Annotated in this window: 23 protein-coding genes; 12 read left to right on the top strand and 11 right to left on the bottom strand. The window is 71.2% G+C overall.

All coding sequences use genetic code 11. The annotated features are described in order from the left end of the window. Positions 1 to 158 precede the first annotated feature (158 nt). The 7 genes from AVW11_RS11150 to AVW11_RS11120 all read left to right on the top strand — a co-directional run bounded on the left by AVW11_RS11150 (position 159) and on the right by AVW11_RS11120 (position 9,239). Positions 159 to 1,478 (top strand): sensor histidine kinase, encoded by a 1,320-nt coding sequence (locus AVW11_RS11150; RefSeq protein ID WP_079250592.1) that lies wholly within the window; start codon positions 159 to 161, stop codon positions 1,476 to 1,478. 259 nt (positions 1,479 to 1,737) lie between these two features. Then, positions 1,738 to 2,397 (top strand): response regulator transcription factor, encoded by a 660-nt coding sequence (locus tag AVW11_RS11145; protein WP_030842555.1) that lies wholly within the window; start codon positions 1,738 to 1,740, stop codon positions 2,395 to 2,397. A gap of 151 nt (positions 2,398 to 2,548) precedes the next feature. Then, positions 2,549 to 4,492: a 2-oxoacid:acceptor oxidoreductase subunit alpha gene (locus AVW11_RS11140; RefSeq protein WP_030842553.1), complete on the top strand. Its 1,944-nt coding sequence runs from the start codon at positions 2,549 to 2,551 to the stop codon at positions 4,490 to 4,492. After that, positions 4,485 to 5,564 (top strand): 2-oxoacid:ferredoxin oxidoreductase subunit beta, encoded by a 1,080-nt coding sequence (locus AVW11_RS11135; protein ID WP_030842550.1) that lies wholly within the window; start codon positions 4,485 to 4,487, stop codon positions 5,562 to 5,564. The genes AVW11_RS11140 and AVW11_RS11135 overlap by 8 nt, the downstream gene beginning before the upstream one ends. 186 nt (positions 5,565 to 5,750) lie before the next feature. Beyond that, positions 5,751 to 6,605, top strand: a complete 855-nt coding sequence (locus tag AVW11_RS11130; RefSeq protein ID WP_030842548.1) for an SDR family oxidoreductase — start codon at positions 5,751 to 5,753, stop codon at positions 6,603 to 6,605. 147 nt (positions 6,606 to 6,752) lie between these two features. Beyond that, positions 6,753 to 7,697 carry an EamA family transporter RarD gene (rarD, locus tag AVW11_RS11125; RefSeq protein ID WP_060179531.1) on the top strand — a complete coding sequence of 315 codons (945 nt, stop codon included), beginning with the start codon at positions 6,753 to 6,755 and terminating at the stop codon, positions 7,695 to 7,697. A 225-nt stretch (positions 7,698 to 7,922) separates the two neighbouring features. Continuing rightward, positions 7,923 to 9,239, top strand: coding sequence for a M28 family metallopeptidase (locus AVW11_RS11120; RefSeq protein WP_060179530.1), 1,317 nt, complete (start codon positions 7,923 to 7,925; stop codon positions 9,237 to 9,239). Positions 9,240 to 9,302: 63 nt separating this feature from the next. Here the strand turns inward: AVW11_RS11120 and AVW11_RS11115 are convergent, their stop codons facing one another. The 4 genes from AVW11_RS11115 to AVW11_RS11100 all read right to left on the bottom strand — a co-directional run bounded on the left by AVW11_RS11115 (position 9,303) and on the right by AVW11_RS11100 (position 12,482). Beyond that, complete coding sequence (locus AVW11_RS11115) at positions 9,303 to 9,719, bottom strand: hypothetical protein (protein WP_030842540.1); 417 nt, start codon at positions 9,717 to 9,719, stop codon at positions 9,303 to 9,305. Next, positions 9,716 to 9,919, bottom strand: a complete 204-nt coding sequence (locus tag AVW11_RS11110; protein WP_225884906.1) for a ribbon-helix-helix domain-containing protein — start codon at positions 9,917 to 9,919, stop codon at positions 9,716 to 9,718. Before AVW11_RS11110 ends, AVW11_RS11115 begins: the two co-directional genes overlap by 4 nt. Before the next feature lie 105 nt (positions 9,920 to 10,024). Next, the gene (locus AVW11_RS11105) at positions 10,025 to 11,233 is read right to left on the bottom strand and encodes a LolA family protein (protein WP_076043896.1); all 1,209 of its coding nucleotides are present in this window, start codon (positions 11,231 to 11,233) and stop codon (positions 10,025 to 10,027) included. Positions 11,234 to 11,471: 238 nt separating this feature from the next. Then, positions 11,472 to 12,482, bottom strand: coding sequence for a polyprenyl synthetase family protein (locus AVW11_RS11100; RefSeq protein ID WP_030842530.1), 1,011 nt, complete (start codon positions 12,480 to 12,482; stop codon positions 11,472 to 11,474). 318 nt (positions 12,483 to 12,800) lie between these two features. Between AVW11_RS11100 and AVW11_RS11095 the strand changes: the two genes are divergently transcribed. Further along, positions 12,801 to 14,807, top strand: coding sequence for a CocE/NonD family hydrolase (locus tag AVW11_RS11095; RefSeq protein ID WP_076043895.1), 2,007 nt, complete (start codon positions 12,801 to 12,803; stop codon positions 14,805 to 14,807). Positions 14,808 to 14,914: 107 nt separating this feature from the next. On the opposite strand, the gene AVW11_RS11090 is transcribed toward AVW11_RS11095, so the two are convergent. Beyond that, complete coding sequence (locus tag AVW11_RS11090) at positions 14,915 to 15,733, bottom strand: HAD family hydrolase (RefSeq protein ID WP_060179527.1); 819 nt, start codon at positions 15,731 to 15,733, stop codon at positions 14,915 to 14,917. Positions 15,734 to 15,874: 141 nt separating this feature from the next. Here AVW11_RS11090 and fahA point away from each other — a divergent pair, with 141 nt between their 5' ends. From fahA to AVW11_RS11070, 4 genes are all read left to right on the top strand, one after another. After that, entirely contained in the window at positions 15,875 to 17,098 is a 1,224-nt protein-coding gene (fahA, locus tag AVW11_RS11085; RefSeq protein WP_060179526.1) for a fumarylacetoacetase, read from the top strand. Positions 17,099 to 17,185: 87 nt separating this feature from the next. Next, positions 17,186 to 17,425: a hypothetical protein gene (locus AVW11_RS11080; RefSeq protein ID WP_076043894.1), complete on the top strand. Its 240-nt coding sequence runs from the start codon at positions 17,186 to 17,188 to the stop codon at positions 17,423 to 17,425. Positions 17,426 to 17,552: 127 nt separating this feature from the next. Further along, the gene (locus AVW11_RS11075; protein WP_076043893.1) at positions 17,553 to 18,167 is read left to right on the top strand and encodes a hypothetical protein; all 615 of its coding nucleotides are present in this window, start codon (positions 17,553 to 17,555) and stop codon (positions 18,165 to 18,167) included. Between the two features lie 109 nt (positions 18,168 to 18,276). Beyond that, entirely contained in the window at positions 18,277 to 18,876 is a 600-nt protein-coding gene (locus tag AVW11_RS11070) for a Uma2 family endonuclease (protein WP_107052241.1), read from the top strand. Between the two features lie 66 nt (positions 18,877 to 18,942). Here AVW11_RS11070 and nuoN read toward each other — a convergent pair whose 3' ends face one another. Genes nuoN through nuoI form a run of 6 tightly spaced genes read right to left on the bottom strand, consistent with a single transcriptional unit; the run spans position 18,943 to position 25,795 of the window. Then, the gene (gene nuoN, locus AVW11_RS11065; protein WP_030842514.1) at positions 18,943 to 20,598 is read right to left on the bottom strand and encodes an NADH-quinone oxidoreductase subunit NuoN; all 1,656 of its coding nucleotides are present in this window, start codon (positions 20,596 to 20,598) and stop codon (positions 18,943 to 18,945) included. Next, on the bottom strand, positions 20,595 to 22,187 hold the full coding sequence (locus AVW11_RS11060; RefSeq protein ID WP_030842512.1) for an NADH-quinone oxidoreductase subunit M: 1,593 nt from the start codon (positions 22,185 to 22,187) through the stop codon (positions 20,595 to 20,597). The genes nuoN and AVW11_RS11060 overlap by 4 nt, the downstream gene beginning before the upstream one ends. A gap of 1 nt (position 22,188) precedes the next feature. Continuing rightward, positions 22,189 to 24,084, bottom strand: coding sequence for an NADH-quinone oxidoreductase subunit L (gene nuoL / locus AVW11_RS11055; protein WP_060179522.1), 1,896 nt, complete (start codon positions 24,082 to 24,084; stop codon positions 22,189 to 22,191). A gap of 9 nt (positions 24,085 to 24,093) precedes the next feature. After that, positions 24,094 to 24,393 carry an NADH-quinone oxidoreductase subunit NuoK gene (gene nuoK, locus AVW11_RS11050; RefSeq protein WP_030653455.1) on the bottom strand — a complete coding sequence of 100 codons (300 nt, stop codon included), beginning with the start codon at positions 24,391 to 24,393 and terminating at the stop codon, positions 24,094 to 24,096. Next, the gene (locus tag AVW11_RS11045; protein ID WP_030842507.1) at positions 24,390 to 25,196 is read right to left on the bottom strand and encodes an NADH-quinone oxidoreductase subunit J; all 807 of its coding nucleotides are present in this window, start codon (positions 25,194 to 25,196) and stop codon (positions 24,390 to 24,392) included. The genes nuoK and AVW11_RS11045 overlap by 4 nt, the downstream gene beginning before the upstream one ends. Further along, positions 25,193 to 25,795 carry an NADH-quinone oxidoreductase subunit NuoI gene (gene nuoI, locus AVW11_RS11040; protein WP_030842504.1) on the bottom strand — a complete coding sequence of 201 codons (603 nt, stop codon included), beginning with the start codon at positions 25,793 to 25,795 and terminating at the stop codon, positions 25,193 to 25,195. Before nuoI ends, AVW11_RS11045 begins: the two co-directional genes overlap by 4 nt.

Below are 25,795 nucleotides of genomic sequence, written 5' to 3'. Positions count from 1 at the left end.
GCGCAGGGGGCGGTGCGCAGGCCGGGGCAGGGGGCGGTGCGGGGGGGGGCGGGGTGGGGTTAACCCCCGGGGGGAGAGGCCTACCCGCCGCATGGCCCGGGGGTGGGGGCGGACGGGAGGGTTGGGGTGTGGCCGAGGAGCTGAAGGGCGGGTCGGAGATGGACGACGGCAGGGGCGGGCGTGGCGGTGTCGGGGCGGTGCTGCGGGCCCCGGTGGCGGGGCGGACCTGGCGGGAGTTCGCGTATCTGCTGGTGGGGCTGCCGCTGAGCACCCTGTACTTCTCGCTCGCCGTCACCGGGGTGAGCCTGGGCGCCGGCCTGCTCGTCACCTTCCTCGGCGTCCCGGTCCTGGCGGGCACCCTCGCCATGGGCCGCGGGATCGGGCGGCTGGAGCGGGGCCGGGTGCGGGCGCTGCTCGGGGCGGCCGTCACCGGGCCCGCGCCGATCCGGGCGAAGAAGAGCGGGCTCCTCGCCGCCATGGGCGCGGTGCTCAAGAGCGGGAGCGCCTGGCGTCACCTGCTGTACTGCCTGATCCACTTCCCGTGGGCGGTGTTCGCTTCCTGCACGGCGCTGACGTTCTGGGCGGCGGGCTGGACCTATCTGCTGTACCCGGTGTGGTTCTGGGTCTTCCCGGTCTACACCGACCAGCCCGGGCTGCAGCTCTTCCAGAACGGCGACCACTCCTTCTTCCTCGACTCCCCCGCGGAGATCGCCCTCACCTGCCTCGTCGGGCTGGTCCTCACCCTCGCCACCCCGTGGCTGATCCGGGCCCTGAGCACCGTCGACCGGGTCATGGTGGGCGGGCTGCTCGGGGCGTCGCGGCTGGACAGCCGGGTCACCGAGCTGGAGTCGGACCGGGGTGTCGTCGTGGACACGGCGGCCGCCGACCTGAGGCGCATCGAACGGGATCTGCACGACGGCGCGCAGGCCCGGCTCGTGGCGCTGGCGATGGACCTCGGGACGGCGAAGGAGAAGCTCGGGGAGGACCCGCGGGCCGCCGCCCGCATGGTGGACGAGGCGCACGGCGAGGTGAAGATCGCCCTCCAGGAGCTGCGGGACCTGGCCCGCGGGATCCACCCGGCGGTGCTGACGGACCGCGGGCTGGACGCGGCGCTGTCCGCGGTGGCGTCGCGGTGCGCCGTGCCGGTGCGGGTGGCCGTGGACCTCCCGGCGCGGCCGGCCGCGGCCATCGAGGGGATCGCGTACTTCACGGTCTCGGAGCTGCTGCAGAACATCAGCAGGCACGCGGCGGCCCGGTCCGCCTCGGTGGATGTGTGGAAGTCCGGGGGGCGGCTGCTGCTCCAGGTCGCCGACGACGGTCGGGGCGGCGCCGGCGTGCGGACCGGGACGGGGCCGGCGGGGCCGGCGGGGCTGGCGGGGCTCGCCGAGCGGCTGGGCGCCGTGGACGGGGTGCTGGTCGTCGACTCCCCCGAGGGCGAGGGCACGACGGTCACCGCCGAGCTGCCGTGGCGGCCCTGACGCCTGCGAAGCCGTGGGACTCCCGCCCGGGTGGGCGGGGGTCCCGTTCGCGCGTCCGGCGGGCCGTCGCTTCCCGGGGCGCCCGCCCCGATCGATCCGGACTTCGGTCTTGCGTCCGCTCGCCGTGCGAAAACTCCCCCCGTACGCCCACGTGTTGTCCCGGCTCTGCCTTCACCGGGACTTAAGGCTGGGATGCTTGGCTGAGTCGGGCAGTACGGGAACGAGTGGATGCGGGGGCTGCTGAGTCGTGGAAGACAGGGTGCGGGTGGTCATCGCCGAGGATTCAGTGCTGCTGCGCGAGGGCCTGACCCGGTTGCTGACCGACCGGGGGCATGACGTCGTGGCGGGCGTCGGGGACGCGGAGGCCCTGATCAAGACGGTGGCGGACCTCGCGGCGGAGGATGCGCTGCCGGACGTGGTGGTCGCGGACGTGCGGATGCCGCCGACGCACACCGACGAGGGCGTGCGGGCCGCCGTACGGTTGCGGCGCGACCACCCCGGGATAGGCGTGCTCGTGCTGTCGCAGTACGTGGAGGAGCAGTACGCCACCGAGCTCCTGGCCGGTTCCAGTACCGGAGTGGGGTATCTGTTGAAGGACCGGGTGGCCGATGTGCGCGAGTTCCTGGACGCGGTGGTCCGGGTGGCCCGGGGCGGCACGGCCCTGGACCCCGAGGTCGTCGCGCAGCTGCTCGGGCGCAGCCGGAAGCAGGACGTGCTGGCGGGTCTGACGCCCCGCGAGCGCGAGGTGCTCGGCCTGATGGCCGAGGGCCGCACCAATTCCGCCGTGGCCAAGCAGCTGGTCGTGAGCGACGGAGCGGTGGAGAAGCACGTCAGCAACATCTTCATGAAACTGGGCCTGTCGCCGAGTGACGGGGATCACCGGCGCGTACTGGCCGTTCTCACCTATCTGAAATCTTGATCGACTGACACTCTGTCAGATACGGCATACCGGCAGGGCCGTCTCAAAGTGCGGTCCTACGGTCCAGAATGTGGTCGCTCCTGGGGACCTGATCCCTACCGTCGTAGGGTGGGTCATGGGGGTGCTCACGCCTCGAAGGAGGTCCAGTTCAGTGACCAGCCAGGTCAGCAGCCCAGCCGAGCAGGCCGACGGGTCCGGGGGTGCGGTTGTCGGTGGACAGCGCACCGCGGGTAGTCCGGACGGCAAGGAAGTGCGGCGCCTCGATCGGGTGATCATCCGGTTCGCGGGTGACTCCGGTGACGGTATGCAGCTCACCGGTGACCGCTTCACCTCGGAGACCGCGTCGTTCGGGAACGACCTGTCGACGCTGCCGAACTTCCCGGCCGAGATCCGCGCCCCCGCCGGCACCCTGCCGGGCGTCTCCTCCTTCCAGCTCCACTTCGCCGACCACGACATCCTCACGCCGGGCGACGCCCCGAACGTGCTGGTGGCCATGAATCCCGCGGCGCTGAAGGCGAACATCGCCGACGTGCCGCGCGGCGCGGAGATCATCGTCAACACGGACGAGTTCACCAAGCGCCCCATGGCCAAGGTCGGGTACGAGACCTCGCCGCTGGAAGACGGCTCGCTGGCCGCCTACAACCTGCACCCGGTGCCGCTGACCACGCTGACGGTGGAGGCGCTGAAGGACTTCGGGCTCTCCCGCAAGGAGGCCGAGCGCAGCAAGAACATGTTCGCGCTGGGCCTGCTGTCGTGGATGTACCACCGGCCCACCGAGGCCACGGAGAGCTTCCTGCGGCAGAAGTTCGCGAAGAAGCCCGAGATCGCCGAGGCCAACATCGTGGCCTTCCGGGCCGGTTGGAACTTCGGCGAGACGACCGAGGACTTCGCCGTCTCCTACGAGGTCGCGCCCGCGACCCAGGCCTTCCCCACCGGCACCTACCGCAACATCTCCGGGAACCTGGCCCTCTCCTACGGCCTCATCGCCGCGAGCCAGCAGGCCGATCTGCCCCTCTACCTGGGCTCCTACCCGATCACCCCGGCCTCGGACATCCTGCACGAGCTGTCGAAGCACAAGAACTTCGGCGTGCGGACCTTCCAGGCCGAGGACGAGATCGCCGGCATCGGGGCGGCGCTCGGCGCGGCCTTCGGCGGGGCGCTCGGCGTCACCACCACCTCCGGGCCCGGTGTGGCGCTCAAGTCGGAGACGATCGGCCTGGCGGTGTCGCTGGAACTGCCGCTGCTCATCGTGGACATCCAGCGCGGCGGCCCCTCCACCGGCCTGCCGACCAAGACCGAGCAGGCGGACCTCCTCCAGGCCATGTTCGGCCGCAACGGCGAGGCGCCCGTGCCGATCGTGGCGCCGCGGACCCCGGCGGACTGCTTCGACGCCGCCCTCGACGCGGCCCGTATCGCGCTGACCTACCGGACGCCGGTGTTCCTGCTCTCCGACGGCTACCTCGCCAACGGTTCGGAGCCGTGGCGGATCCCGGAGGTCGCGGACCTGCCGGACCTGAAGGTCAAGTTCGCCACGGCCGCGAACCACACGCTCGCCGACGGCACCGAGGTCTTCTGGCCGTACAAGCGGGATCCGGAGACCCTGGCCCGCCCCTGGGCGGTCCCCGGCACGCCCGGCCTCGAACACCGCATCGGCGGCATCGAGAAGCAGGACGGCACGGGCAACATCTCCTACGACCCGGCCAACCACGACCTCATGGTCCGCACCCGCCAGGCCAAGATCGACGGCATCGAGGTGCCCGACCTCGACGTGGACGACCCGGACGGCGCCACCACCCTGGTCCTCGGCTGGGGCTCCACCTACGGCCCCATCACCGCCGCGGTCCGCCGGGTCCGGGCCGCGGGGCTCCCCGTCGCCCAGGCCCACCTTCGCCACCTCAACCCCTTCCCCGGGAATCTCGGCGAGGTCCTTCAGCGTTACGACAAGGTAGTGGTGCCGGAGATGAACCTCGGGCAGCTCGCCACCCTGATCCGCGCGAAATACCTGGTCGACGCCCGGTCCTACCACCAGGTGAACGGAATGCCCTTCAAGGCCGAGCAGCTCGCCAAGGTTCTCAAGGAGGCCATCGATGACTGAGGTGACCGAGGCGGCCGACGGGGCGCGGACCCTGCTCTCGCTGGTTCCCAAGGCCGAGAGCAAGCAGTCGATGAAGGACTTCAAGTCGGACCAGGAGGTCCGCTGGTGCCCGGGTTGCGGCGACTACGCCGTGCTCGCCGCCGTCCAGGGCTTCATGCCCGAGCTGGGGCTGGCGAAGGAGAACATCGTCTTCGTCTCCGGCATCGGGTGCTCCTCCCGCTTCCCGTACTACATGAACACCTACGGGATGCACTCGATCCACGGCCGGGCCCCCGCCATCGCGACGGGCCTCGCCACCTCCCGGCGCGACCTGTCGGTGTGGGTCGTCACGGGTGACGGCGACGCGCTGTCCATCGGCGGCAACCACCTGATCCACGCCCTGCGCCGCAACGTCAACCTGAAGATCCTGCTCTTCAACAACCGGATCTACGGGCTGACCAAGGGCCAGTACTCCCCCACCTCCGAGATCGGCAAGATCACCAAGTCGACGCCGATGGGCTCGCTCGACGCGCCCTTCAACCCGGTGTCGCTGGCGATCGGCGCCGAGGCGTCCTTCGTCGCCCGCACCGTCGACTCCGACCGCAAGCACCTCACCGAGGTGCTGCGCCAGGCGGCCGACCACCAGGGCACGGCGCTCGTCGAGATCTATCAGAACTGCAACATCTTCAACGACGGCGCCTTCGAGGTCCTCAAGGACAAGGACCAGGCCCGCGAGGCGGTGATCAGGCTGGAACACGGCCGGCCGATCCGTTTCGGCGCGGACGACGAGAAGGGCGTGGTGCGCAACCAGGCCACCGGGGACCTGGAGGTCGTCGACGTGACCCCCGCCAACGAGGGGCAGGTCCTGGTCCACGACGCCCGGACCGCCAGCCCCACCACGGCGTTCGCCCTCTCCCGGCTCGCCGACCCGGACACCCTGCACCGGACGCCGATCGGCGTCTTCCGCAGCGTCGAACGGCCGGTCTACGACACCCTCATGGCCGACCAGCTCGACGCGGCCATCGACCGCAGCGGCAAGGGCGACCTGGGTGCGCTGCTGAACGGGAGCGACACCTGGACGGTCGTCGGCTGACCCGACGACACGGCCGGCACCGAAGCCCGGGCCCCCGCGGGGGCCCGGGCTTCGGTGCGTGCGGCTCCGGCCCGCCCGCCCTGACCGCCCTCCCGACCCGCCTCTGTGCACTCTCCCCAGCGCAGCACTTTCAAAAAGTTAGCGCTTACCGTAGGCTGGCGTTGTCGTCCTACGAGGAGAGCAGTCATGAGCATCGTCGTCACCGCAGCCACCGGAGCCCTCGGCCGTCTCGTCGTCGAGGAACTGCTGGCCCGGGTTCCCGCCGACCGCGTCGCCGTCGTCGTCCGCAACGAGGAGAAGGCCGCCGACCTGGCCGCACGCGGGATCGAGGTCCGCGTCGCCGACTACGACGACCCGGCCGCCCTGGCCGGCGCCTTCCGGCCCGGCGACCGCGTGCTGCTGATCTCCGGCAACGAGATCGGGCGGCGCGTCGCGCAGCACACCGCCGTGATCGGCGCCGCGAAGGCGGCGGGCGTGGCGCAGCTGGCGTACACGGGCGTACTCGGCGGACCGGAGGCGGACTTCGACCTGGCCGCCGAGCACACCGCCACCGAGCAGGCCGTCCTCGCCTCCGGACTGCCGTACACCTTCCTGCGCAACGGCTGGTACCACGAGAACTACACCCGCGAGCTGCCGACCGTTCTCGGCCACGGGGCCGTCGTGGCCAGTGCCGGCGAGGGCCGGATCGCCTCGGCGGCGCGCGCCGACTACGCGGCCGCCGCGGCCGTGGTGCTCACCGGCGAGGGGCATCTGAACCGGGTCTACGAGCTCTCCGGCGACACGGCGTGGAGCCTCGCGGAGTACGCGGCCGAGGTGTCGGCGCAGAGCGGCAAGGAGATCGCGTACACGCAGGTCACGGCCGACGAGCACCTGCGGATCCTGACGGGCGCCGGGATGCCCGAGGAGTTCGCGGCGATCGTCGTGGACGTGGACGCGGCGATCGCGCGCGGCCGGCTGGCGGGCACCGGCGGCGACCTGGCCCGACTGATCGGGCGGCCCACGGCCCCGGTCTCCGGGGCGATCGCGGCGGCGCTCGCCTGAGGGCGGCGGGGTGTGCGGGCGGTCTTCGGGCAGGTGCGCCGCCGCGGACCGAAAGATGTCATGAGTATCTCCCCATTACGGGCATGACATCTGGGCTGCGCGGCGATACGGTCGTGAAAGTTGGCTGGAAGTCGCACAGGAGGCCCCGTGAAGGCACAGAACGAGCAGCGCGCGGGTTTGCTCTACGGATTCGGCGCCTACGGGATGTGGGGGCTGGTCCCCCTCTTCTGGCCGCTCCTGATGCCGGCCGGGGCCGTCGAGATCCTCGCCCACCGCATGACGTGGTCCCTGGCCGTGGTCGGCCTGGCGCTGCTCGCGGTGCGCCGCTGGGGCTGGATACGCGAGCTGCTGCGCCAACCGCGCAAACTGGGCCTGACCGCACTGGCCGCGTCGGTGATCAGCGTGAACTGGGGCCTGTACATCTGGTCCGTCAACAACGGCCACGTCGTCGAGTCGAGCCTCGGCTACTTCATCAACCCGCTGGTCAGCATCGCGATGGGCGTGCTGATCCTCGGTGAGCGGCTGCGCCGCGCGCAGTGGGTGGCCGTCGGCCTCAGCTTCGTCGCGGTGCTCGTGCTCGCCGTCGGCTACGGACGGCCGCCATGGATCTCGCTGGTCCTGGCCTGCACCTTCGCGACGTACGGCCTGATCAAGAAGAAGCTCAACATGGGCGGGCTGGAGTCGCTGGCCGCCGAGACGGCCATGCTGTTCCTGCCGGCCCTCGGCTACCTGCTGTGGCTGGGCGCGCAGGGCCGGTCCAGCTTCACCTCGGAGGGCGTCGGCCACGCGCTGCTGCTGGCCGCGACCGGCCTGGTCACGGCGATCCCGCTGGTGTTCTTCGGGGCGGCCGCCATCCGGGTCCCGCTGTCGACCCTCGGGCTGCTCCAGTACATGGCCCCGGTGTTCCAGTTCGGGCTGGGCGTCCTGTACTTCCACGAGGCGATGCCTCCCGAGCGCTGGGCCGGCTTCTCCCTGGTGTGGGCCGCGCTGGCCCTCCTGACCTGGGACGCGCTGCGTACGGCGCGCCGCTCCCGCGCCCGCGTGGAGGCGGCCCCCGTGGTCGCCCCGGCGCCGGCCCGCGAACCCGCGTAACGACCGCCCGCAGGGCCCGCACCAGCAAACGCTCAGGCCTCACGATCCCCGATACGGACCCTCCGTACCGGGGATCGTCCGTTTTCCGAACTGCCCTGACCGGATTGAGGTCTTGACGGACAGTCATACTCTCGCTGACCATCAGGCTCGCACTGACGCACTAACGCTCACACGCTCTATCTCGCTCGTTCCGTCATATCCCCAGCGGAATCCCGGAGCCCCCACATGAGCCTGTCCGTCTCCCGGCGCCTCGCCGCCGTGACCGCTTTCGCGGTCGCCGGCCTGTTCGCCTCCGCCGCCCCCGCCGCACTCGCCGCCCCCACGGCGGTCGCCGCGGCGCCTACCCCGCCCGACATACCGCTGGCCAACGTCAAGGCCCACCTGTCGCAGTTCTCCACGATCGCCGCGAACAACGGCGGCAACCGCGCCCACGGCCGGGCCGGCTACAAGGCCTCGATCGACTACGTGAAGGCCAAGCTCGACGCGGCGGGCTTCACCACGACGCTGCAGACCTTCACCTCCAGCGGCGCCACCGGCTACAACCTGATCGCCGACTGGCCGGGCGGCGACCCCAACTCCGTCCTGATGGCCGGCGCGCACCTCGACTCCGTCAGCTCGGGCGCGGGCATCAACGACAACGGCTCCGGCAGCGCGGCCGTACTGGAGACCGCCCTGGCCGTCTCCCGGGCCGGGCTGCAGCCCACCAAGCACCTGCGCTTCGGCTGGTGGGGCGCGGAGGAGCTGGGGCTGATCGGGTCGAAGTACTACGTCAACAACCTGCCGACGGCCGAGCGGGCCAAGTTCGCCGGGTACCTGAACTTCGACATGATCGGCTCGCCGAACCCGGGCTACTTCGTCTACGACGACGACCCGACGATCGAGCAGACCTTCAAGAACTACTTCTCGGGCATCGGCGTCCCGACCGAGATCGAGACCGAGGGCGACGGCCGCTCCGACCACGCCTCCTTCAAGAACGTGGGCATCCCGGTCGGCGGCCTGTTCACCGGGGCCAGCAACACGAAGACCTCGGCGCAGGCGCAGAAGTGGGGCGGCACCGCCGGCCAGGCCTTCGACCGCTGCTACCACTCCTCCTGCGACAACACCGCGAACATCAGCGACACCGCCCTGGACCGCAACTCGGACGCCGCCGCGTACGCGGTCTGGACGCTGGGCGCCTCCACCCCGGTCCCGCCCGGCCCGTCCTTCGAGAACACGGCGGACGTGAACATCCCGGACTCCCCCGCCGCGGCGGTCAGCTCGCCGATCACGGTCTCGGGCGTCGCGGGCAACGCGCCGGCCACCACCAAGGTGGACGTGAACATCGTCCACACCTACCGCGGTGACCTGGTGGTCGACCTGGTCGCCCCGGACGGCACGGTCTACAACCTGCACAACCGCTCCGGCGGCAGCGCCGACAACATCGTGGGCTCGTACACCGTCAACGCCTCCAGCGAGGTCGCGAACGGGGTCTGGAACCTCCGGGTCAGGGACACGGCCGCGCAGGACATCGGCTACATCAACAGCTGGAAGATCACCTTCTAGGCGAGGGCGGTCCCGCTCCCCGCTCAGGGCCCCGGCACGATTCCTCCCGGATCGTGCCGGGGTTCAGCCGTCCTCGGCGCGACCCTGGGAGGAGGCCTCCAGCGGCTCCTTCATCCGGGCCCGCAGTTCCTCGGCCACGGCTGCGACGTCCGCGAGGCCCAGCTTCGCCGCCTCGACGAGATCGCCGAGCTCCTCCGGCGAGGGCAACTTCGCGGCTCCGGCCACGCGCAGGTACGAGCGGGTCGCCGCGGCCGCGTAGAACTCGTTCATCGGCGATTCCAGCGCCGGGCAGACCGCGAGGGTGTGCAGAAACGCAGCGGCCCGCCACGCGGTGTCCGGGGCGGGCTGTTCGGGCACCAGGACGAGGTCGTTCTGGTGCCGGGCGACCGCGGCGGCCACCCCGGAGGGATCCCACACGGCGGGATCTGACGGGAGATGGTGGGCCAGAGCGGTCCAGGCCCACTCCATGGTGATCTTCAATTGCCGAACCGCTCCTGGAAGTAGCCCCAGTGATCGGCGAACTCCTCTATGCCGGAGAGGAAGTTCTTCCGGTCCTCGTCGAGTTCACGTTCGGTGACCTCGGTGATCAGCGCGGTGACCGTCGTCCCCAGCGCCGCCGCGCGCGCCTTGAGGCGCTCGTGGAACTCTTCGTCCAGGCGGATGGTGACGTGTCTCGACATGTCCAACACCGTACAGCGGCCGCGCTGTACGGGCAGCAGTAACGCCGCAAGGGTGGGCAGGGACACAGTCCCCGCCCACCCTCGCCCTCCCGTTGCCCGGAGGGGCTACTTGTCGGCGTCGGCCGCCTTCACCAGCGCGTCCTTGGTGACCGCGCCGGCGTAGACCTTGCCCTCGTCGGTGACCAGGACGTTGAACAGGCGGGTCGACATGACCCGGCCCTCACCGAACGACCCGCCCACCTTGTCCCCGAGGGAGTCGAGGAACTGCTTGGCCTCCTTCGGGGCGTTCTTGTCGTTCTCCAGGTCCTTGAGGCTCTTGCCGGCCCCGGAGTCGATCCGCGCGATCGTGGTCCAGCCCTCGCCGAGCACCTTCACGTCGCCCTTGCCGCCGGGGCCGCCGGCCAGCCCGTCCAGGCCCGGGAAGGACTCCAGCGCCTTGAACGCGCCGTCCTTGTCGCCCTTGCCGTGGCCGTCCACGCCCTCGGTCACCTTGGCGCCCTTGGGCGGGGTGAAGGCGAAGGTGTCGGCGGACGGCTTGGCGAAGTCCACCTTGGTGAAACCGGCGTCCACGATCGGCTTGCCGCCCTGGGACGAGAGCAGCTGCACGCGCAGCGGCACGCCGTTCTTGGCGTCGACCGCGATCTGCACCGATCCGACGGTCGAGCCGGCCTGCTTGGGCTTGAGCACCAGCTGGTAGGCGTCGCGCCCGGCGACCTGCGCGCTCTCGCCGACGCTGACGTCGGTGGTGGGGCCGGCGGCCGCGAGGACCTCCTCGGCGAGCTTCTGGGGGGAGGCGTTCAGCCGGTCGCCGGTCTTGTGCTCCTTGCCCTTGCCGGCGCCCTGCTCCGACGGGGCCGCCTTCTCGTGGAAGACCTCGTTGGACTTGGAGTCGTAGCCCCACACGTCGTCGCCGTTGTGGATGAGGCTGTACTCGTCCTTGCCGTCCAGGAAGGTGAGCTTCTGGCGGTCCTCGCCGTCGGCCGCGACCCGCAGGGTGTGCGTGCCGCTCGCCAGCTGCGCGACCTTGTCCTCCGGGTTCGCCGAGCCGCCCGTGACGCCGCCGCCGCCGAGCAGGCCGGACGCGATCTTCGGCAGGCCCAGGTCGGTGCTGATCCTCGCCGTGCCCGACAGCTGCTCCACGTCCGAGGCGGCGATCTTCTCGATCAGCTGCTGCGCCGTCACCTTGGGCAGGTCGGGCCCGCCGGCGTTGGCGAAGGCCGGGACCATCGCCACGGTCGCCGCGGCGACGCCCGCCACCGCGACCGGTACGGCGTACCGGGCGACCTTGCGAGAAGTCTTCGTGTTCGCTGCCATGTCAGTGCCCTGCCCTCTGTGTCGACGGCGGCGATCCGCATGTCGCCGCGCTCACCCGATCCGGTGGGGTTGATGACTCCATCTGACCAAATCGGCGACGTCGGGGCGTCAGTCCCCGGAAGCAACTGGACGTACGACCGTGGGATGACATGCGGCGGGCCCTGCTCCACCGACCCGTAGGGGTCGGCGGGCGCAGGGCCCGTCGGTGCCTGCGGGCGCGGCCGCCCGCCGTGAGGCGTCAGCCGGCGCGGTGCACCACCGCGTCGCACAGCTCCTCCAGGGCCGCCTTCGCGAAGCACTCGGGCAGCGGCGCGAGCGTGGCCCGCGCTTCCTGCGCGTACCGGACGGTGTCGCGGCGGGCCTGCTCCAGGGCGGGGTGCGCCCGCAGCCGGGTGAGCACCTCGGCGTGGCGGGCGTCGTCCGCCAGGTCGCCGTCCAGCAGCTCGACGAGCTCCAGGTCCTCCGGACGGCCGTCCCGCGCGGCCATCTCGCGCAGCCGCAGCACCGGCAGCGTCGGGATGCCCTCGCGCAGGTCGGTGCCGGGGGTCTTGCCGGACTCGTGGGCGTCGGAGGCGATGTCGAGGACGTCGTCGGCCAGCTGGAAGGCGGTGCCGAGGCGCTCGCCGTACTGGGTCAGGATGTCGACGACCGACTCGTCGGCGCCGGACATCAGCGCGCCGAAGCGGCCGGACACCGCGATCAGCGAGCCGGTCTTGCCCGCGATGACGTCGAGGTAGTGGGCGACGGGGTCGCGGCCGTCGCGCGGACCGGCCGTCTCCAGGATCTGGCCCGTCACGAGCCGCTCGAAGGCCTCCGCCTGGATGCGGACGGCCTCCGGCCCGAGGTCGGCCAGGATGTGCGACGCACGGGCGAACAGGAAGTCACCCGTGAGGACGGCCACCGAGTTGCCCCAGCGGGCGTTGGCGCTCTCCACACCGCGGCGCACGTCGGCCTCGTCCATCACGTCGTCGTGGTAGAGCGTCGCCAGGTGGGTGAGCTCCACGACCACGGCGGACGGGACGATTCCGGGCGCGTAGGGGTCGCCGAAACGGGACGCGAGCATGACGAGCAGCGGCCGGAACCGCTTGCCTCCGGCCCGGACCAGGTGCTGTGCGGCCTCGGTGATGAAGGGGACTTCGCTCTTGGTGGCTTCCAGCAGACCCGCCTCGACGGCGGCCAGTCCGGCCTGGACATCGGTCTCAAGAGCCTGGTCCCGCACGCTCAGTCCGAACGGCCCGACGACGGTCACGAGGGGTACTCCTGTCTGCTGACGATCACGTTGACGATCACCTGGATTGTCGATGTGTCGCTGCCATCACTCAAGCCAGCGTATCGGGTCTGTTTTCGATCACCGAGAGGGCCTTCCCGGCCACCCTCCCCACACTGCCCGATGAGCACCGGTATGTTCGGGAGGAGGCGATACAACCGGAGAGTACGTTTTGCCCAGAACTACGACCGCGACGGACGAGCCCGCCGATCTGACCGCGATCGCCCCGGCGCCGTGGCCCCGGCGCACGGTGCACCCCGTCCACGGCGGCTGCGGCCGAGGCGATTGGTGGCAGAACCGATGATCATCCGCACCGAGTTCCCGTACGGAACCACCCACGAGGATGTCCGGATCCCACTCCCCGACGGAGTGGAGCTGTACGCCCGGATCTGGCGCCCGGTGACCGACGAGCCCGTCCCGGCGCTGCTGGAGTACCTCCCGTACCGGCTCACCGACTGGACCGCGCCGCGCGACCGGCAGCGCCATCCCTGGTACGCGGGGCACGGCTACGCCTCCGTACGGGTGGACGTGCGCGGGCACGGGTGCAGCGGCGGCCTGCCCGGCGACGAGTACGACGCGCGCGAGCTCGCCGACGGGGTCGCGGTGGTGGAGTGGCTGGCGGCGCAGGAGTGGTGCACGGGGGCGGTGGGGATGTTCGGGATCGCGTGGGGCGGGTGCAACTCCCTCCAGGTCGCCGCCCTCGCCCCCGAACCGCTGAAGGCCGTCGTCACCGTCTGCTCGACGGACGACCGCTACGACAACGGCGGGCACTACATGGGCGGCTCGGTGCTCGCCGTCGACATGCACGCGTGGGCGGCGACCATGCTGGCCTTCGCCGGCCGGCCGCCGGACCCGCACCACGTCGGCGACGGCTGGCGGGCGCAGTGGCTGGACCGGCTGGAGGCGGTGGAGCCGCTGGTCCACACCTGGCTCTCGCACCAGACCCGCGACGCCTACTGGCGCCAAGGCAGCGTCTGCGAGGACTACGGGGCGATCGGCGCGGCCGTGCTCGCCGTCGGCGGCTGGCACGACCCGTACCGGGACACCGTGCTGCGGCTGGTCGAGCACCTGCCGAAGGCGCGCGTACGGGGCCTGATCGGGCCCTGGTCGCACCAGTACCCGGACCGCGGGCTTGCGCCGGGCCCGGCGATCGGCTTCCTCCAGGAGACGCTGCGCTGGTGGGACCACTGGCTGAAGGGCGCCGACAACGGGGTGATGGACGAGCCGCTGTTGCGCGCCTGGATCAGCGACACCCATCCGCCGGCGACCGTGTACGAGGAACTCCCCGGGCGCTGGGTCGGGGAGGTGTCCTGGCCCTCGGCGCACGTGATCCCCGTCCCGTACGTGTTCCGGGGCGGGCCCGTGGCCGTCGCCTCCCCGCAGCACACGGGGCTGGACGCGGGCCGCTTCTCCCCCTTCGGCAACGACGCCGACCTGCCCCCGGACCAACGGGAGGAGGACGCGAAATCGGCCTGCTTCGAATTCCCGGTGGGCGGCGGCGAGCCGGTGGAGATCCTGGGCCGGCCGTCGGTGACCCTGCGGCTGCGGCTCGACGTGCCGTACGGGCAGGTCGTGGCGCGGCTGTGCGACGTGGCCCCGGACGGCTCCTCGACGCTGGTCACGCGGGGCGCGCTGAACCTCTCCGCCCGCCAGGGACGCGACCGGGCCGTCCCGTGGCCGGTGGGCTCGTACGAGGACGTCACCTTCGAGCTGAACGGCATCGGCCACGCCTTCCCGCCGGGGCACCGGATCCGCCTCGCGGTGTCCTCCGCGTACTGGCCGTGGATCTGGCCGCGGGCCGGGTCCGAGGCCGGCTGGACGCTGGACCCGGCGGGCAGCTCGGTGACCCTGCCGGTCCGGGCCGCGTCCCCGGAGCGGGAGGGCGGGATCGTCTTCGAGCCCGCCGAGCAGTCGGAGCCGCTCGGCGTCTCCTTCCCGGCCACCCTGGACGAGCCGCGCCCGGAGCGGCTGGTCGTACGGGACGTCGCGCGCGGGACCTGGCGGCTGGAGGTGGACCCGCGGCACGGGGGCACCCGGATCCACCCCGACGGCCTGGAGTACGGCGAGGACGCCACGGAGGTGTACGAGATCCAGGACGGGGACCCGCTGTCGGCCCGGGCGTGCTCGCAGTGGCGGATCCGGCTCCACCGGCCGGAGCTGGGCTGGGACGCGCGGGTGGAGACCCGGTCGGAGATCGCCTGCGACGAGGGCGGCTTCGTGACGACGAACGAAGTGGTCTGCCGGGAGGGGGAGGAGGTCGTCTTCCACCGCACGTGGGAGCGCCGACTCCCCCGGTCAGCGGGCTGACCGCCCCCACCACCCCGCCGGGACCCCCGGGCCCCACCGCCCCGGCAGGGCTCCCGGCCCTCGACCGCCCCGGCGGGCCGGCGGACCGGGGGCCGGAGCTCGGAGGGTCAGGCGAACAGTCGTTCCAGGACCACCGCGATGCCGTCGGCCTCGTTGGACAGGGTCAGCTCGTCGGCCACCGCGACCAGCTCGGGGTGGGAGTTGGCCATGGCCACCCCCCACGCCGCCCACGCGAACATCGGGATGTCGTTCGGCATGTCGCCGAAGGCGATCGTGCGGGCGGCGTGGACGCCCAGGACGTCGGCCGCCCGCGCGAGACCGCTGGCCTTGTCGATGCCCGGCGGCTGGAGTTCCACCGTGTGCTCGCCCGCCATGGTGACGTTCACCAGGTCCCCGACCACCGACCGCGCCACCCGCGTCAGCTCGTCGTCGTCCAGTTCCGGGTGCTGGAGCAGCACCTTGTTGATCGGAGCCGACCACAGGTCGGAGCGCCGGGCCACCCGGACCGTCGGCAGGTGCGGGTGCCACATCCGGTAGCCCGGCCCCATCAGCATCTCCGCGTCCAGGCCCTCCTGGTTGACCGCCGCGTAGACCTCGCCGATCTCCGCCTCGATCTTGCCGAGGGCCACCTCCGCCAGCTCCCGGTCCATGGACACGGAGTGCAGGAGCCGGCCGCGCGCCGCGTCGTACACCTGCGCGCCCTGCGCGCACACCGCGAGCCCCGTGTAACCCAGTCCGTCGAGGACGTGTCGGACCTGGGGGACGGGGCGGCCGGTGACGATGATGTGCCGGGCGCCGGCCGCGCGGGCGGCCGCGAGCGCCCCGGAGGAACGGGCTGAAATGCCGTCCCCGGCACGCAGCAGGGTCCCGTCCAGGTCAGTGGCGATCAAGGCATAGGGGAGGGCCGGAAGTGGCGCGGAAGTCACGGCGCCAAGGATACGGACCCCAGCGGACAAGTCCTACAAATAGAGCGCGAATCCGGCCTCCCACGCGCCCCCCTCTCCACGTAACGTGTCAACCAGCCCCCGGGACACCCCCGGACCGCGTCGAAAGCGAGGCAGTACCCCATGCCCCAGCAGAGCCCCCTCGATGTCCCCGAGGGCGACCCGTTCGGGCCGCACAACCTCCCCTACGGCGTCTTCTCGACCGCCGGAGAGGAACGCCGCCGGATCGGTGTGCGCATCGGCGGGCACGTGCTGGACGCGGGGGCGGCCGCGGTCGCGCTCGGCTCCCCGTACGCCGACCTGCTCGGCCGGTCCTCCCTCAACCCGCTGCTGGCCGCCGGGCGTACGGCCTGGCGCGACGTACGGCGGGCGCTGACCGCCTGGGTCACCGACCCCGGCCACCGCCCCACCGTGGAGCCGCACCTGCTGCCGCTGGACGAGGTCACGCTGCACCTGCCGTACGAGGTCGCCGACTACGTCGACTTCTACGCGAGCGAGCACCACGCCACCAACGTGGGCCGGATGTTCCGCCCGGACGGCGACGCGCTGACGCCCAACTGGAAGCACCTGCCCATCGGTTACCACGGCCGCTCCGGCACGATCGTGGTCTCCGGGACCGACGTCGTACGGCCCTCCGGGCAGCGCAAGGCGCCCGCCGACCCGGCGCCCGTCTTCGGCCCGTCCGTCAAGCTCGACATCGAGGCCGAGGTCGGCTTCGTCGTCGGTACCCCCTCCGAGCTGGGCCGCCCGGTGCCGCTGGGCGCGTTCGAGGACCACGTCTTCGGGCTGTTCCTGCTCAACGACTGGTCGGCGCGGGACATCCAGGCCTGGGAGTACGTGCCGCTCGGCCCCTTCCTCGGCAAGTCCTTCGCGACCTCCGTCTCGGCCTGGGTCACCCCGCTGGAGGCCCTGGACGCCGCCCGCGTCACCCCGCCCGCCCGGGACTTCCCCCTCCTGCCCTACCTGGACGACGCCGCCGTCGACCGCCCCGGCGGCTTCGACCTGCACATCACCGTCTCCATCAACGGCCAGGAGGTGGCGCAGCCGCCGTTCGCGACGATGTACTGGACCGCCGCCCAGCAGCTCGCACACATGACCGTCAACGGCGCCTCCCTGCGCACCGGCGACGTCTTCGGCTCGGGCACGGTCAGCGGCCCCGAGGTCGGCCAGCGCGGTTCCCTGCTGGAGCTGACCTGGAACGGCCGCGACGCCATCGAACTCGCCGACGGCAAGCGCACCTTCCTGGAGGACGGGGACACCGTCGTCCTCACCGCCTGGGCCCCCGGCCCGGACGGGACACGCGTCGGCCTCGGCGAGGTCACCGGCTGCATCGTGGGCACCGCGTAGTCCACCCCTCGGTCGGCGGGGCGGCGGATCTTCCCGCCTCCCCGCCGAAACCGCAGGCACGGCACCGTCACCCACGGGGCCCGCGCGGTGGGGCCCGGTGACGGCACCCGCCCCGTCGAAGCCGTCGACGCCGACGCGCACGAGCCGCGAGCGGACCGGCCCTGGCGGCCCGGCCGGCGCACTCCGACCCCGCTGGTACCGGCGGCCTCCACGGGCGCGCTGCGGGAGCTCCTGGAGGCCCTGCCGGGCGGCCCCTGCCGGGCGGCCCCGGCCGGGCGGCCGGGCTGCGGGCGGCACGCGGTGGCCGGACACGGCACCCGTGCCTGACCGGCGGGCCCCCGGGCCCCCGTTCGGAGGCGCGCCGCGTGCGGCGCGCGCGGCGGGCCGGGATGGTGGACGGACGACCGGAAGCGGAAACCCGTACCCCGTACCCCCACCGCGAGGAGCCGCCGCCATGACCGTACGCAGCCTGAGGACCCTCGTCACCTGCGCGGCCGCCGTGTCGCTCGGCCTGACCGCCGTGGCACCGGCCCACGGGGTCGAGGGTCCCGCCCCCGACCCGCACGACGCGCAGGCCATGCGGGACATGGCGACGGCGATGGCGGCGACCGCCAAGTACGCGGACGAGCGGCAGGCCCTCAAGGACGGGTACGTCCCCAAGGGCGAGGAGTGCATGACGAACCCGTTCGGGGCGGGCGCCATGAACTACCACTACGTCAAGCAGGCCAACTGGGGTTCGAAGGACCCCGCGAGGCCGACCGCGCTCCTCTACAGCCGGGAGAAGGACAAGAACGGCCGTCGCCGGCTGGAGACGGTGGAGTGGATGTCCACCGACCGGGACCAGGACCTCAAGACCTCCGACGACCGGCCGAGCATGTTCGGGCTGCCCTTCGACGGGCCGATGCCGGGCCACTGGGCGGGCATGCCCAAGCACTACGACCTGCACATGTGGGCGTACAAGAAGAACCCGGCCGGCCGCTTCCACAACTGGAACCCGGCACTGACCTGCCCGAGGAAGGCCCCCACCCCGGGCAAGCCGGCGGCCGCGCCGCACGCGCACGGCCACTAGTCCGGGCCGGCCGGCGTGGTCAAGTGCCTTATGCATATGACTCACTCATGAGGAGGGTGTTCCGCGGATCCCCGGCGATAGGCTGGCCGCACTCGCGAGACTCCGGCTCATGGGAGCACTGATGAACCCGGAACACAGCTGGCCGATCCCCCCACCGGGCGGCTGGACTGCCGACGATCTGGACACGCTTCCGAATCTGCCTCCGCACACGGAGCTGATCGACGGGAGCCTGGTCTTCGTGAGTCCGCAGACTCGATTTCACATGCGTGCAGTCAACTTCCTCACCCGGCACCTCATGGATCAGCAGCCGCCGGGCCTGGAGGTCTTCCGCGAGTTCACGATCGACATCGACCGTCACAACCGCCCCGAACCCGATCTGATCATCGTGGACGAAAGCGCCGTGGGCGATCTGAACCAGACCCGGCTGCCTGCGGCGTCCGTTCACCTGGCCATCGAAGTGGTCTCGCCCGAGTCCGTCGGCCGCGACCGTGGCGTCAAGCCGGTCAAGTACGCAGAAGCAGGCATCCTTCACTTCTGGCGGGTCGAGAACAAGGACGGCCGGGCCGTGGTTTACGTGTACGAATTGGACCCGTCGACCAGGAGCTACGGGACTGCAGGAATCTTCCACGACCGCCTCAAAGTCTCGTCCCCCTTCGACATCGACCTCGACCTGACATCCATCACCCCGGAACGGCGCACCGCCGAGTAGCCCCGCACACGGACGAGGGCCCGGCTCCCCGAAGGGGGCCGGGCCCTGTGGCGTGCGGCGGACCGGTCAGCGGACGAAGGTGCTCGCCTGACCCGCCAGTTCCAGGAAGTACTGCGGCGCCAGGCCCAGGACGAGGGTGACCGCGACGCCCACCGCGATGGTCGTCATCGTCAGCGGCGAGGGGACGGCCACGGTCGGACCGTCGGCCTTCGGCTCGCTGAAGAACATCAGGACGATCACCCGGATGTAGAAGAACGCGGCGATCGCGGACGACAGGACACCGATCACGACCAGCGCCCCGGCACCGCCCTCCGCCGCCGCGCTGAACACGGCGAACTTCCCCGTGAAGCCCGACGTCAGCGGGATTCCGGCGAAGGCGAGCAGGAACACCGCGAAGACGGCCGCGGTCAGCGGCGAACGCCGGCCCAGACCGGCCCACTTGGACAGGTGCGTGGCCTCGCCGCCCGCGTCGCGCACCAGGGTGACCACCGCGAACGCGCCGATCGTCACGAAGGAGTAGGCGGCCAGGTAGAAGAGGACGGACTGGACGCCCTCCGCCGACGTCGCGATCACACCGGCCAGGATGAAGCCGGCGTGCGCGACGGAGGAGTACGCCAGGAGCCGCTTGACGTCCGTCTGGGTCACGGCGATCACCGCACCCGCGAGCATCGTGACGATGGCCACCGCCCACATCACCGGCCGCCAGTCCCAGCGCAGCCCCGGCAGGACCACGTACAGCAGCCGCAGCAGCGCGCCGAACGCGGCCACCTTCGTCGCCGCGGCCATGAAGCCGGTGACGGGGGTCGGCGCGCCCTGGTAGACGTCCGGGGTCCACATGTGGAAGGGGACCGCACCGACCTTGAAGAGCAGGCCCGTCAGGATCAGCGCACCGCCCATGAGGAGCAGCACGTCGTTGCCCATGGTGTCGGCCAGCGCCGGGTCGATCTTCGTGATCGTGCCGTCGACCACGTCGGCGATCACCGCGTACGACATGGAGCCCGCGTAGCCGTAGAGCAGCGCGATGCCGAAGAGGAGGAAGGCGGAGGAGAAGGCACCCAGCAGGAAGTACTTCACCGCGGCCTCCTGCGACATCAGCCGCTGGCGGCGGGCGACGGCGCAGAGCAGGTACAGCGGGAGGGAGAAGACCTCCAGGGCGACGAACAGCGTCAACAGGTCGTTGGCAGCCGGGAAGATCAGCATTCCGGCGATCGCGAACAGGGCCAGCGGGAAGACCTCGGTGGTGGTGAAGCCCGCCTTGACGGCTGCCTTCTCGCTGTCGCTGCCCGGTACGGACGCCGCCTGGGCGGCGAAGGAGTCCACCCGGTTGCCGTGCGCGGCCGGGTCCAGGCGCCGCTCGGCGAAGGTGAAGACCGCGACGACCGAGGCCAGCAGGATGGTGCCCTGCAGGAAGAGCGCGGGGCCGTCCACGGCGATGGCGCCCATCGCGGCGACCTGCGCCTTCGTCGAGCCGTACCCGCCGGCCGCGAGGCCGACCACGGCGGCGAAGGCCGAGGCCAGCGCCGCGAGGGTGAGGAACACCTGCACGTAGTAGCGGGACCTGCGGGGCACGAAGGCCTCCACGAGGATCCCGACGACGGCCGCGCCCACCACGATCAGGGTGGGGGCGAGCTGCGCGTACTCGATGACCGGCGCCGGGATCCGCTCGGCCGGCGTGTCGGCCGCCAGTGTCCACAGGCTGTGGGCGGAAGTCAGTGTGCTCACTTCGCCTCCTCCCCGTTCTTGGCTTCGACGGCGACCTCGGGCTTCGGGTCGGTCTGCTTCACGTCCGACATGGTGTGCTCCACCGCCGGGTTGACGATGTCGGTGAGGACCTTCGGGTAGACGCCCAGCCCGATCAGCAGCGCGATCAGCGGGGCGACCACCAGCACCTCGCGCAGGCGCAGGTCCGGCATGGTGCGGACCTCCTCCTTCACGGGCCCGGTCATCGTGCGCTGGTAGAGCACGAGCGTGTAGAGCGCGGCCAGCACGATGCCGATGGTCGCGATGATCCCGACGACGGGATAGCGGGCGAACGTGCCGACCAGGACCAGGAACTCGCTGACGAAGGGCGCGAGACCCGGCAGCGAGAGGGTGGCCAGGCCGCCGATCAGGAAGGTCCCGGCGAGGACCGGGGCCACCTTCTGCACACCGCCGTAGTCGGCGATGAGCCGCGAGCCGCGCCGCGAGATCAGGAAGCCGGCCACCAGCATCAGCGCCGCCGTCGACAGGCCGTGGTTGACCATGTAGAGGGTGGCGCCGGACTGGCCCTGGGAGGTCATCGCGAAGATGCCCAGGATGATGAAGCCGAAGTGCGAGATGGAGGCGTAGGCCACCAGCCGCTTGATGTCCCGCTGGCCGACGGCCACCAGCGCCCCGTAGACGATGCTGATCAGGGCCAGGACGAGGATCACCGGCGTGGCCCACTTGCTGGCGTCGGGGAAGAGCCCGAGGCAGAAGCGGAGCATCGCGAAGGTGCCGACCTTGTCGACGACCGCGGTGATCAGGACGGCGACCGGGGCGGTGGACTCGCCCATCGCGTTCGGCAGCCAGGTGTGCAGCGGCCACAGCGGGGCCTTCACCGCGAAGGCGAAGAAGAAGCCGAGGAAGAGCAGCCGCTCGGTGTTGGTGGCCATGTCCAGGGTGCCCGCGGCGCGGGCGGCGGTGATCTCCTGGAGCGAGAAGTTCCCGGCGACCACGTACAGGCCGATGACGGCGGCCAGCATGATCAGGCCGCCGACCAGGTTGTAGAGGAGGAACTTGACCGCCGCGTAGCTGCGCTGCGCGGCCGCGTTCTCGTCACTGCCCGCGTGCGCCCGGTCCCCGAAGCCGCCGATGAGGAAGTACATCGGGATGAGCATGGCTTCGAAGAAGATGTAGAAGAGGAAGACGTCGGTGGCCTCGAAGGAGATGATCACCATCGCCTCGACCATGAGGATCAGGGCGAAGAAGCCCTGGGTCGGGCGCCAGCGCTTGGAGCTCGTCTCCAGGGGGTCGGCGTCGTGCCAGCCGGCCGCGATCACGAAGGGGATCAGGAGCGCGGTCAGTCCGATGAGGACCACGCCGATCCCGTCCACGCCCAGCTCGTAGCGGACCCCGAAGTCGGCGATCCAGGACCGGGACTCGGTGAGCTGGTAGCGGTCGCCACCGGGTTCGAAGCGGACGGCGATGAGCACGGCCAGGGCCAGTGTCGCCAGGGAGAAGAGCAGCGCGAGCCACTTGGCGGCGGTCCGGCGGGCGGCCGGGACGGCCGCCGTCAGGATCGCGCCGACCGCGGGCACCGCGGCCGTGACCGTCAGAAGCGGGAAATCCATGTCACACCGCCCTCATCAGCAGGGTCGCGGCGATGAGGATCGCCGTGCCCCCGAACATCGAGACCGCGTAGCTGCGGGCGTAGCCGTTCTGCAGCTTGCGCAGCCGGCCCGAGAGACCGCCGACCGAGGCGGCCGTCCCGTTGACCACCCCGTCGACCAGGCTGTGGTCGACGTACACGAGGGAGCGGGTCAGATGCTCCCCGCCGCGCACCAGCACGACGTGGTTGAAGTCGTCCTGGTACAGGTCGCGGCGGGCCGCCCGGGTGAGGAGGGAGCCGCGCGGGGCGACCACCGGGACGGGCCGCCTGCCGTACATCGCCCAGGCGATGCCGACGCCCACCAGGAGCATCACCATGGTGGCCGCGGTCACCGTCATGGCGCTGACCGGCGGGTTGCCGTGCGAGTAGCCGGTGACGGGCTCCAGCCACTTCAGGAAGCGCTCGCCGATCTCGAAGAAGGCGCCGGCGAAGACCGAGCCGAAGGCGAGGATGACCATCGGGATGGTCATGGACTTCGGGGACTCGTGCGGGTGCGGCTCGTGGCCGTCCGCGTCGGGCTGCCAGCGCTTCTCACCGAAGAAGGTCAGGAGCATGACGCGGGTCATGTAGAAGGCGGTGATGCCGGCGCCCAGCAGGGTGACCCCGCCGAGGATCCAGCCCTCGGTGCCGCCCTTCGCGAACGCCGCCTCGATGATCATGTCCTTGGAGAAGAAGCCGGACAGGCCCGGGAAGCCGATGATCGCAAGGTAGCCGAGGCCGAAGGTGACGAAGGTGACCGGCATGTACGTGCGCAGGGCCCCGTACTTGCGCATGTCGACCTCGTCGTTCATCCCGTGCATCACGGAACCGGCGCCGAGGAAGAGGCCCGCCTTGAAGAAGCCGTGCGTCACCAGGTGCATGATCGCGAAGACGTAGCCGATCGGGCCGAGGCCGGCGGCGAGGATCATGTAGCCGATCTGCGACATCGTCGAGCCCGCCAGGGCCTTCTTGATGTCGTCCTTCGCGCAACCGACGATCGCACCGAAGAGCAGCGTGACCGCGCCCACGACGGTGACCACCAGCTGGGCGTCGGGGGCGGCGTTGAAGACCGCGGCCGAGCGGACGATCAGGTACACGCCGGCGGTCACCATCGTCGCCGCGTGGATCAGGGCCGAGACCGGGGTCGGGCCCTCCATCGCGTCCCCGAGCCAGGACTGCAGCGGGACCTGCGCCGACTTGCCGCAGGCGGCCAGCAGCAGCATCAGGCCGATGGCGGTGAGCATGCCCTCGGAAGTCTCGCCCACCGCGCCGAACACCGGCGTGAAGGCGAAGGTCCCGAACGTGGTGAACATCAGCATGATCGCGATCGACAGGCCCATGTCGCCGACGCGGTTGACCAGGAAGGCCTTCTTCGCGGCGGTGGCCGCGCTCGGCTTGTGCTGCCAGAAGCCGATCAGCAGGTACGAGGCGAGGCCCACACCCTCCCAGCCGAAGTACAGCAGCAGGTAGTTGTCGGCGAGGACCAGCAGCAGCATCGCCGCGACGAACAGGTTCAGGTAGCCGAAGAAGCGGCGGCGGCGCTCGTCGTGCTCCATGTACCCGATCGAGTACACGTGGATGAGCGTGCCGACGCCCGAGATCAGCAGGACGAAGGTCATCGACAGCTGGTCCAGCTGGAACGCCATGTCCGCCTGGAAGCCCTCGACGGGGATCCAGGTGTACAGGTTCTGGGTCAGCGTCCGCTCGTCGGCGCTGCGCCCCAGCATGTCGGCGAAGAGGACGACGCCGATCCCGAAGGAGACGGCCGCGAGCAGCGTGCCGATCCAGTGGCCGGTCTTGTCGAGGCGCCGGCCGCCGCAGAGCAGCACCACCGCTCCGAACAGCGGCGCCGCGATCAGCAGCGCAATCAGGTTCTCCACAGCGACCCCTTACAGCTTCATCAGGCTGGCGTCGTCGACCGAGGCCGAGTGGCGGGTACGGAACAGCGACACGATGATCGCCAGGCCGACCACGACCTCCGCGGCGGCGACGACCATCGTGAAGAAGGCGATGATCTGGCCGTCGAGGTTGCCGTGCATCCGGGAGAACGCGACGAAGGCGAGGTTGCAGGCGTTGAGCATCAGCTCGACGCACATGAACAGCACGATCGCGTTCTTGCGGATCAGCACCCCGGTGGCGCCGATCGTGAACAGCAGGGCCGCCAGGTACAGGTAGTTGACCGGATTCACTTCGAGGCCTCCTCACGGCCGAGGCGCTCCGCGGAGCGCTGCTCCAGCGCCTTGAGGTCGTCGAGGGCCTCGCCGGACACGTCGCGGATCTGGCCGCGGGAGCGCAGCGTCCCGCTGACGGTCAGCTCCGACGGGGTGCCGTCCGGCAGCAGGCCGGGGACGTCCACCGCGTTGTGCCGGGCGTAGACGCCGGGCGCGGGCAGCGGCGGGAGCTGCACGCCCTCGCGTACGCGGCGCTCGGCCAGCTCGCGCTGGGTCGCGGCCCGCTCGGTGCGCTCGCGGTGGGTGAGCACCATCGCGCCGACGGCCGCGGTGATCAGCAGCGCGCCGGTGATCTCGAAGGCGAAGACGTACTTGGTGAAGATCAGCTGCGCGAGGCCCTCGACGTGTCCGGCGGAGTTGATCCGGCCGAGCCCGTTGAAGTGGCCCAGCCCGGCGTGGCCGATGCCGGCGAACAGCAGGATGCCGAAGCCGAGCCCGCACAGGAGGGCCAGCCAGCGCTGCCCCTTGATGGTCTCCTTCAGGGAGTCGGCGGCGGTGACGCCGACGAGCATGACCACGAAGAGGAAGAGCATCATGATCGCGCCGGTGTAGACGATGACCTGGACGACGCCCAGGAAGTACGCCCCGTTAGCGAGGTAGAAGACAGCCAGGATGATCATCGTCCCGGCGAGGCTGAGGGCGCTGTGCACGGCCTTCTTCATCAGGATCGTGGCCAGGGCGCCGATGACGGCGACCGTGCCGAGGATCCAGAACTGCACGGCCTCACCGCTGGAGGTGGCGGTCGCGGCGATGGCGCTCATGCCCCCACCTCCGCGGCGTTCCCGCCGGCGGCGTCGGCCGGCTCCTCCCCCTTGGAGACCGCCACCTGCCGGACGGTGCCCGGGGCCGCGCCCGTCACCAGTCCGCGGTAGTAGTCCTGCTCGTCGGTGCCGGGGAAGATCGAGTGCGGGGCCTCCACCATGCCCTCGGTCAGCCCGGCGAGCAGCTGGTCCTTGGTGTAGATGAGCGACTCGCGGCTGGCGTCGGCCAGTTCGAACTCGTTCGTCATGGTCAGCGCCCGGGTCGGGCACGCCTCGACGCACAGCCCGCACAGGATGCAGCGGGCGTAGTTGATCTGGTAGACCCGGCCGTACCGCTCGCCCGGGGAGTAGCGCTCCTCCTCGGTGTTGTCCGCGCCCTCGACGTAGATGGCGTCGGCGGGACAGGCCCAGGCGCACAGTTCGCACCCGATGCACTTCTCCAGACCGTCGGGGTGCCGGTTGAGCTGGTGCCGTCCGTGGAAGCGCGGGGCGGTCGTCTTCTGCTGCTCCGGGTACTGCTCGGTGAGGCGCTTCTTGAACATGGCCTTGAAGGTCACGCCGAAGCCGGCCACCGGGTTCTGCCACTTCTCGTCAGACAT

The organism is Streptomyces amritsarensis, assembly GCF_001953875.1.
Lineage (GTDB): Bacteria > Actinomycetota > Actinomycetes > Streptomycetales > Streptomycetaceae > Streptomyces > Streptomyces amritsarensis.
The sequence above is the reverse complement of the archived record's forward strand: the minus strand, read 5'-3'. Positions and strand labels throughout refer to the sequence as shown.

Excerpts from the sequence above, each read along its gene's own strand:
- AVW11_RS11060 (WP_030842512.1), bottom strand. The coding sequence starts at position 22,187 with ATGGATTTCCCGCTTCTGACGGTCACGGCCGCGGTGCCCGCGGTCGGC.
- AVW11_RS11135 (WP_030842550.1), top strand. The coding sequence starts at position 4,485 with ATGACTGAGGTGACCGAGGCGGCCGACGGGGCGCGGACCCTGCTCTCG.
- AVW11_RS11105 (WP_076043896.1), bottom strand. The coding sequence starts at position 11,233 with ATGGCAGCGAACACGAAGACTTCTCGCAAGGTCGCCCGGTACGCCGTA.
- AVW11_RS11070 (WP_107052241.1), top strand. The coding sequence starts at position 18,277 with ATGGGAGCACTGATGAACCCGGAACACAGCTGGCCGATCCCCCCACCG.
- AVW11_RS11120 (WP_060179530.1), top strand. The coding sequence starts at position 7,923 with ATGAGCCTGTCCGTCTCCCGGCGCCTCGCCGCCGTGACCGCTTTCGCG.
- AVW11_RS11095 (WP_076043895.1), top strand. The coding sequence starts at position 12,801 with ATGATCATCCGCACCGAGTTCCCGTACGGAACCACCCACGAGGATGTC.
- AVW11_RS11110 (WP_225884906.1), bottom strand. The coding sequence starts at position 9,919 with ATGTCGAGACACGTCACCATCCGCCTGGACGAAGAGTTCCACGAGCGC.
- AVW11_RS11150 (WP_079250592.1), top strand. The coding sequence starts at position 159 with ATGGACGACGGCAGGGGCGGGCGTGGCGGTGTCGGGGCGGTGCTGCGG.
- AVW11_RS11130 (WP_030842548.1), top strand. The coding sequence starts at position 5,751 with ATGAGCATCGTCGTCACCGCAGCCACCGGAGCCCTCGGCCGTCTCGTC.
- AVW11_RS11075 (WP_076043893.1), top strand. The coding sequence starts at position 17,553 with ATGACCGTACGCAGCCTGAGGACCCTCGTCACCTGCGCGGCCGCCGTG.
- AVW11_RS11045 (WP_030842507.1), bottom strand. The coding sequence starts at position 25,196 with ATGAGCGCCATCGCCGCGACCGCCACCTCCAGCGGTGAGGCCGTGCAG.
- nuoI (WP_030842504.1), bottom strand. The coding sequence starts at position 25,795 with ATGTCTGACGAGAAGTGGCAGAACCCGGTGGCCGGCTTCGGCGTGACC.
- fahA (WP_060179526.1), top strand. The coding sequence starts at position 15,875 with ATGCCCCAGCAGAGCCCCCTCGATGTCCCCGAGGGCGACCCGTTCGGG.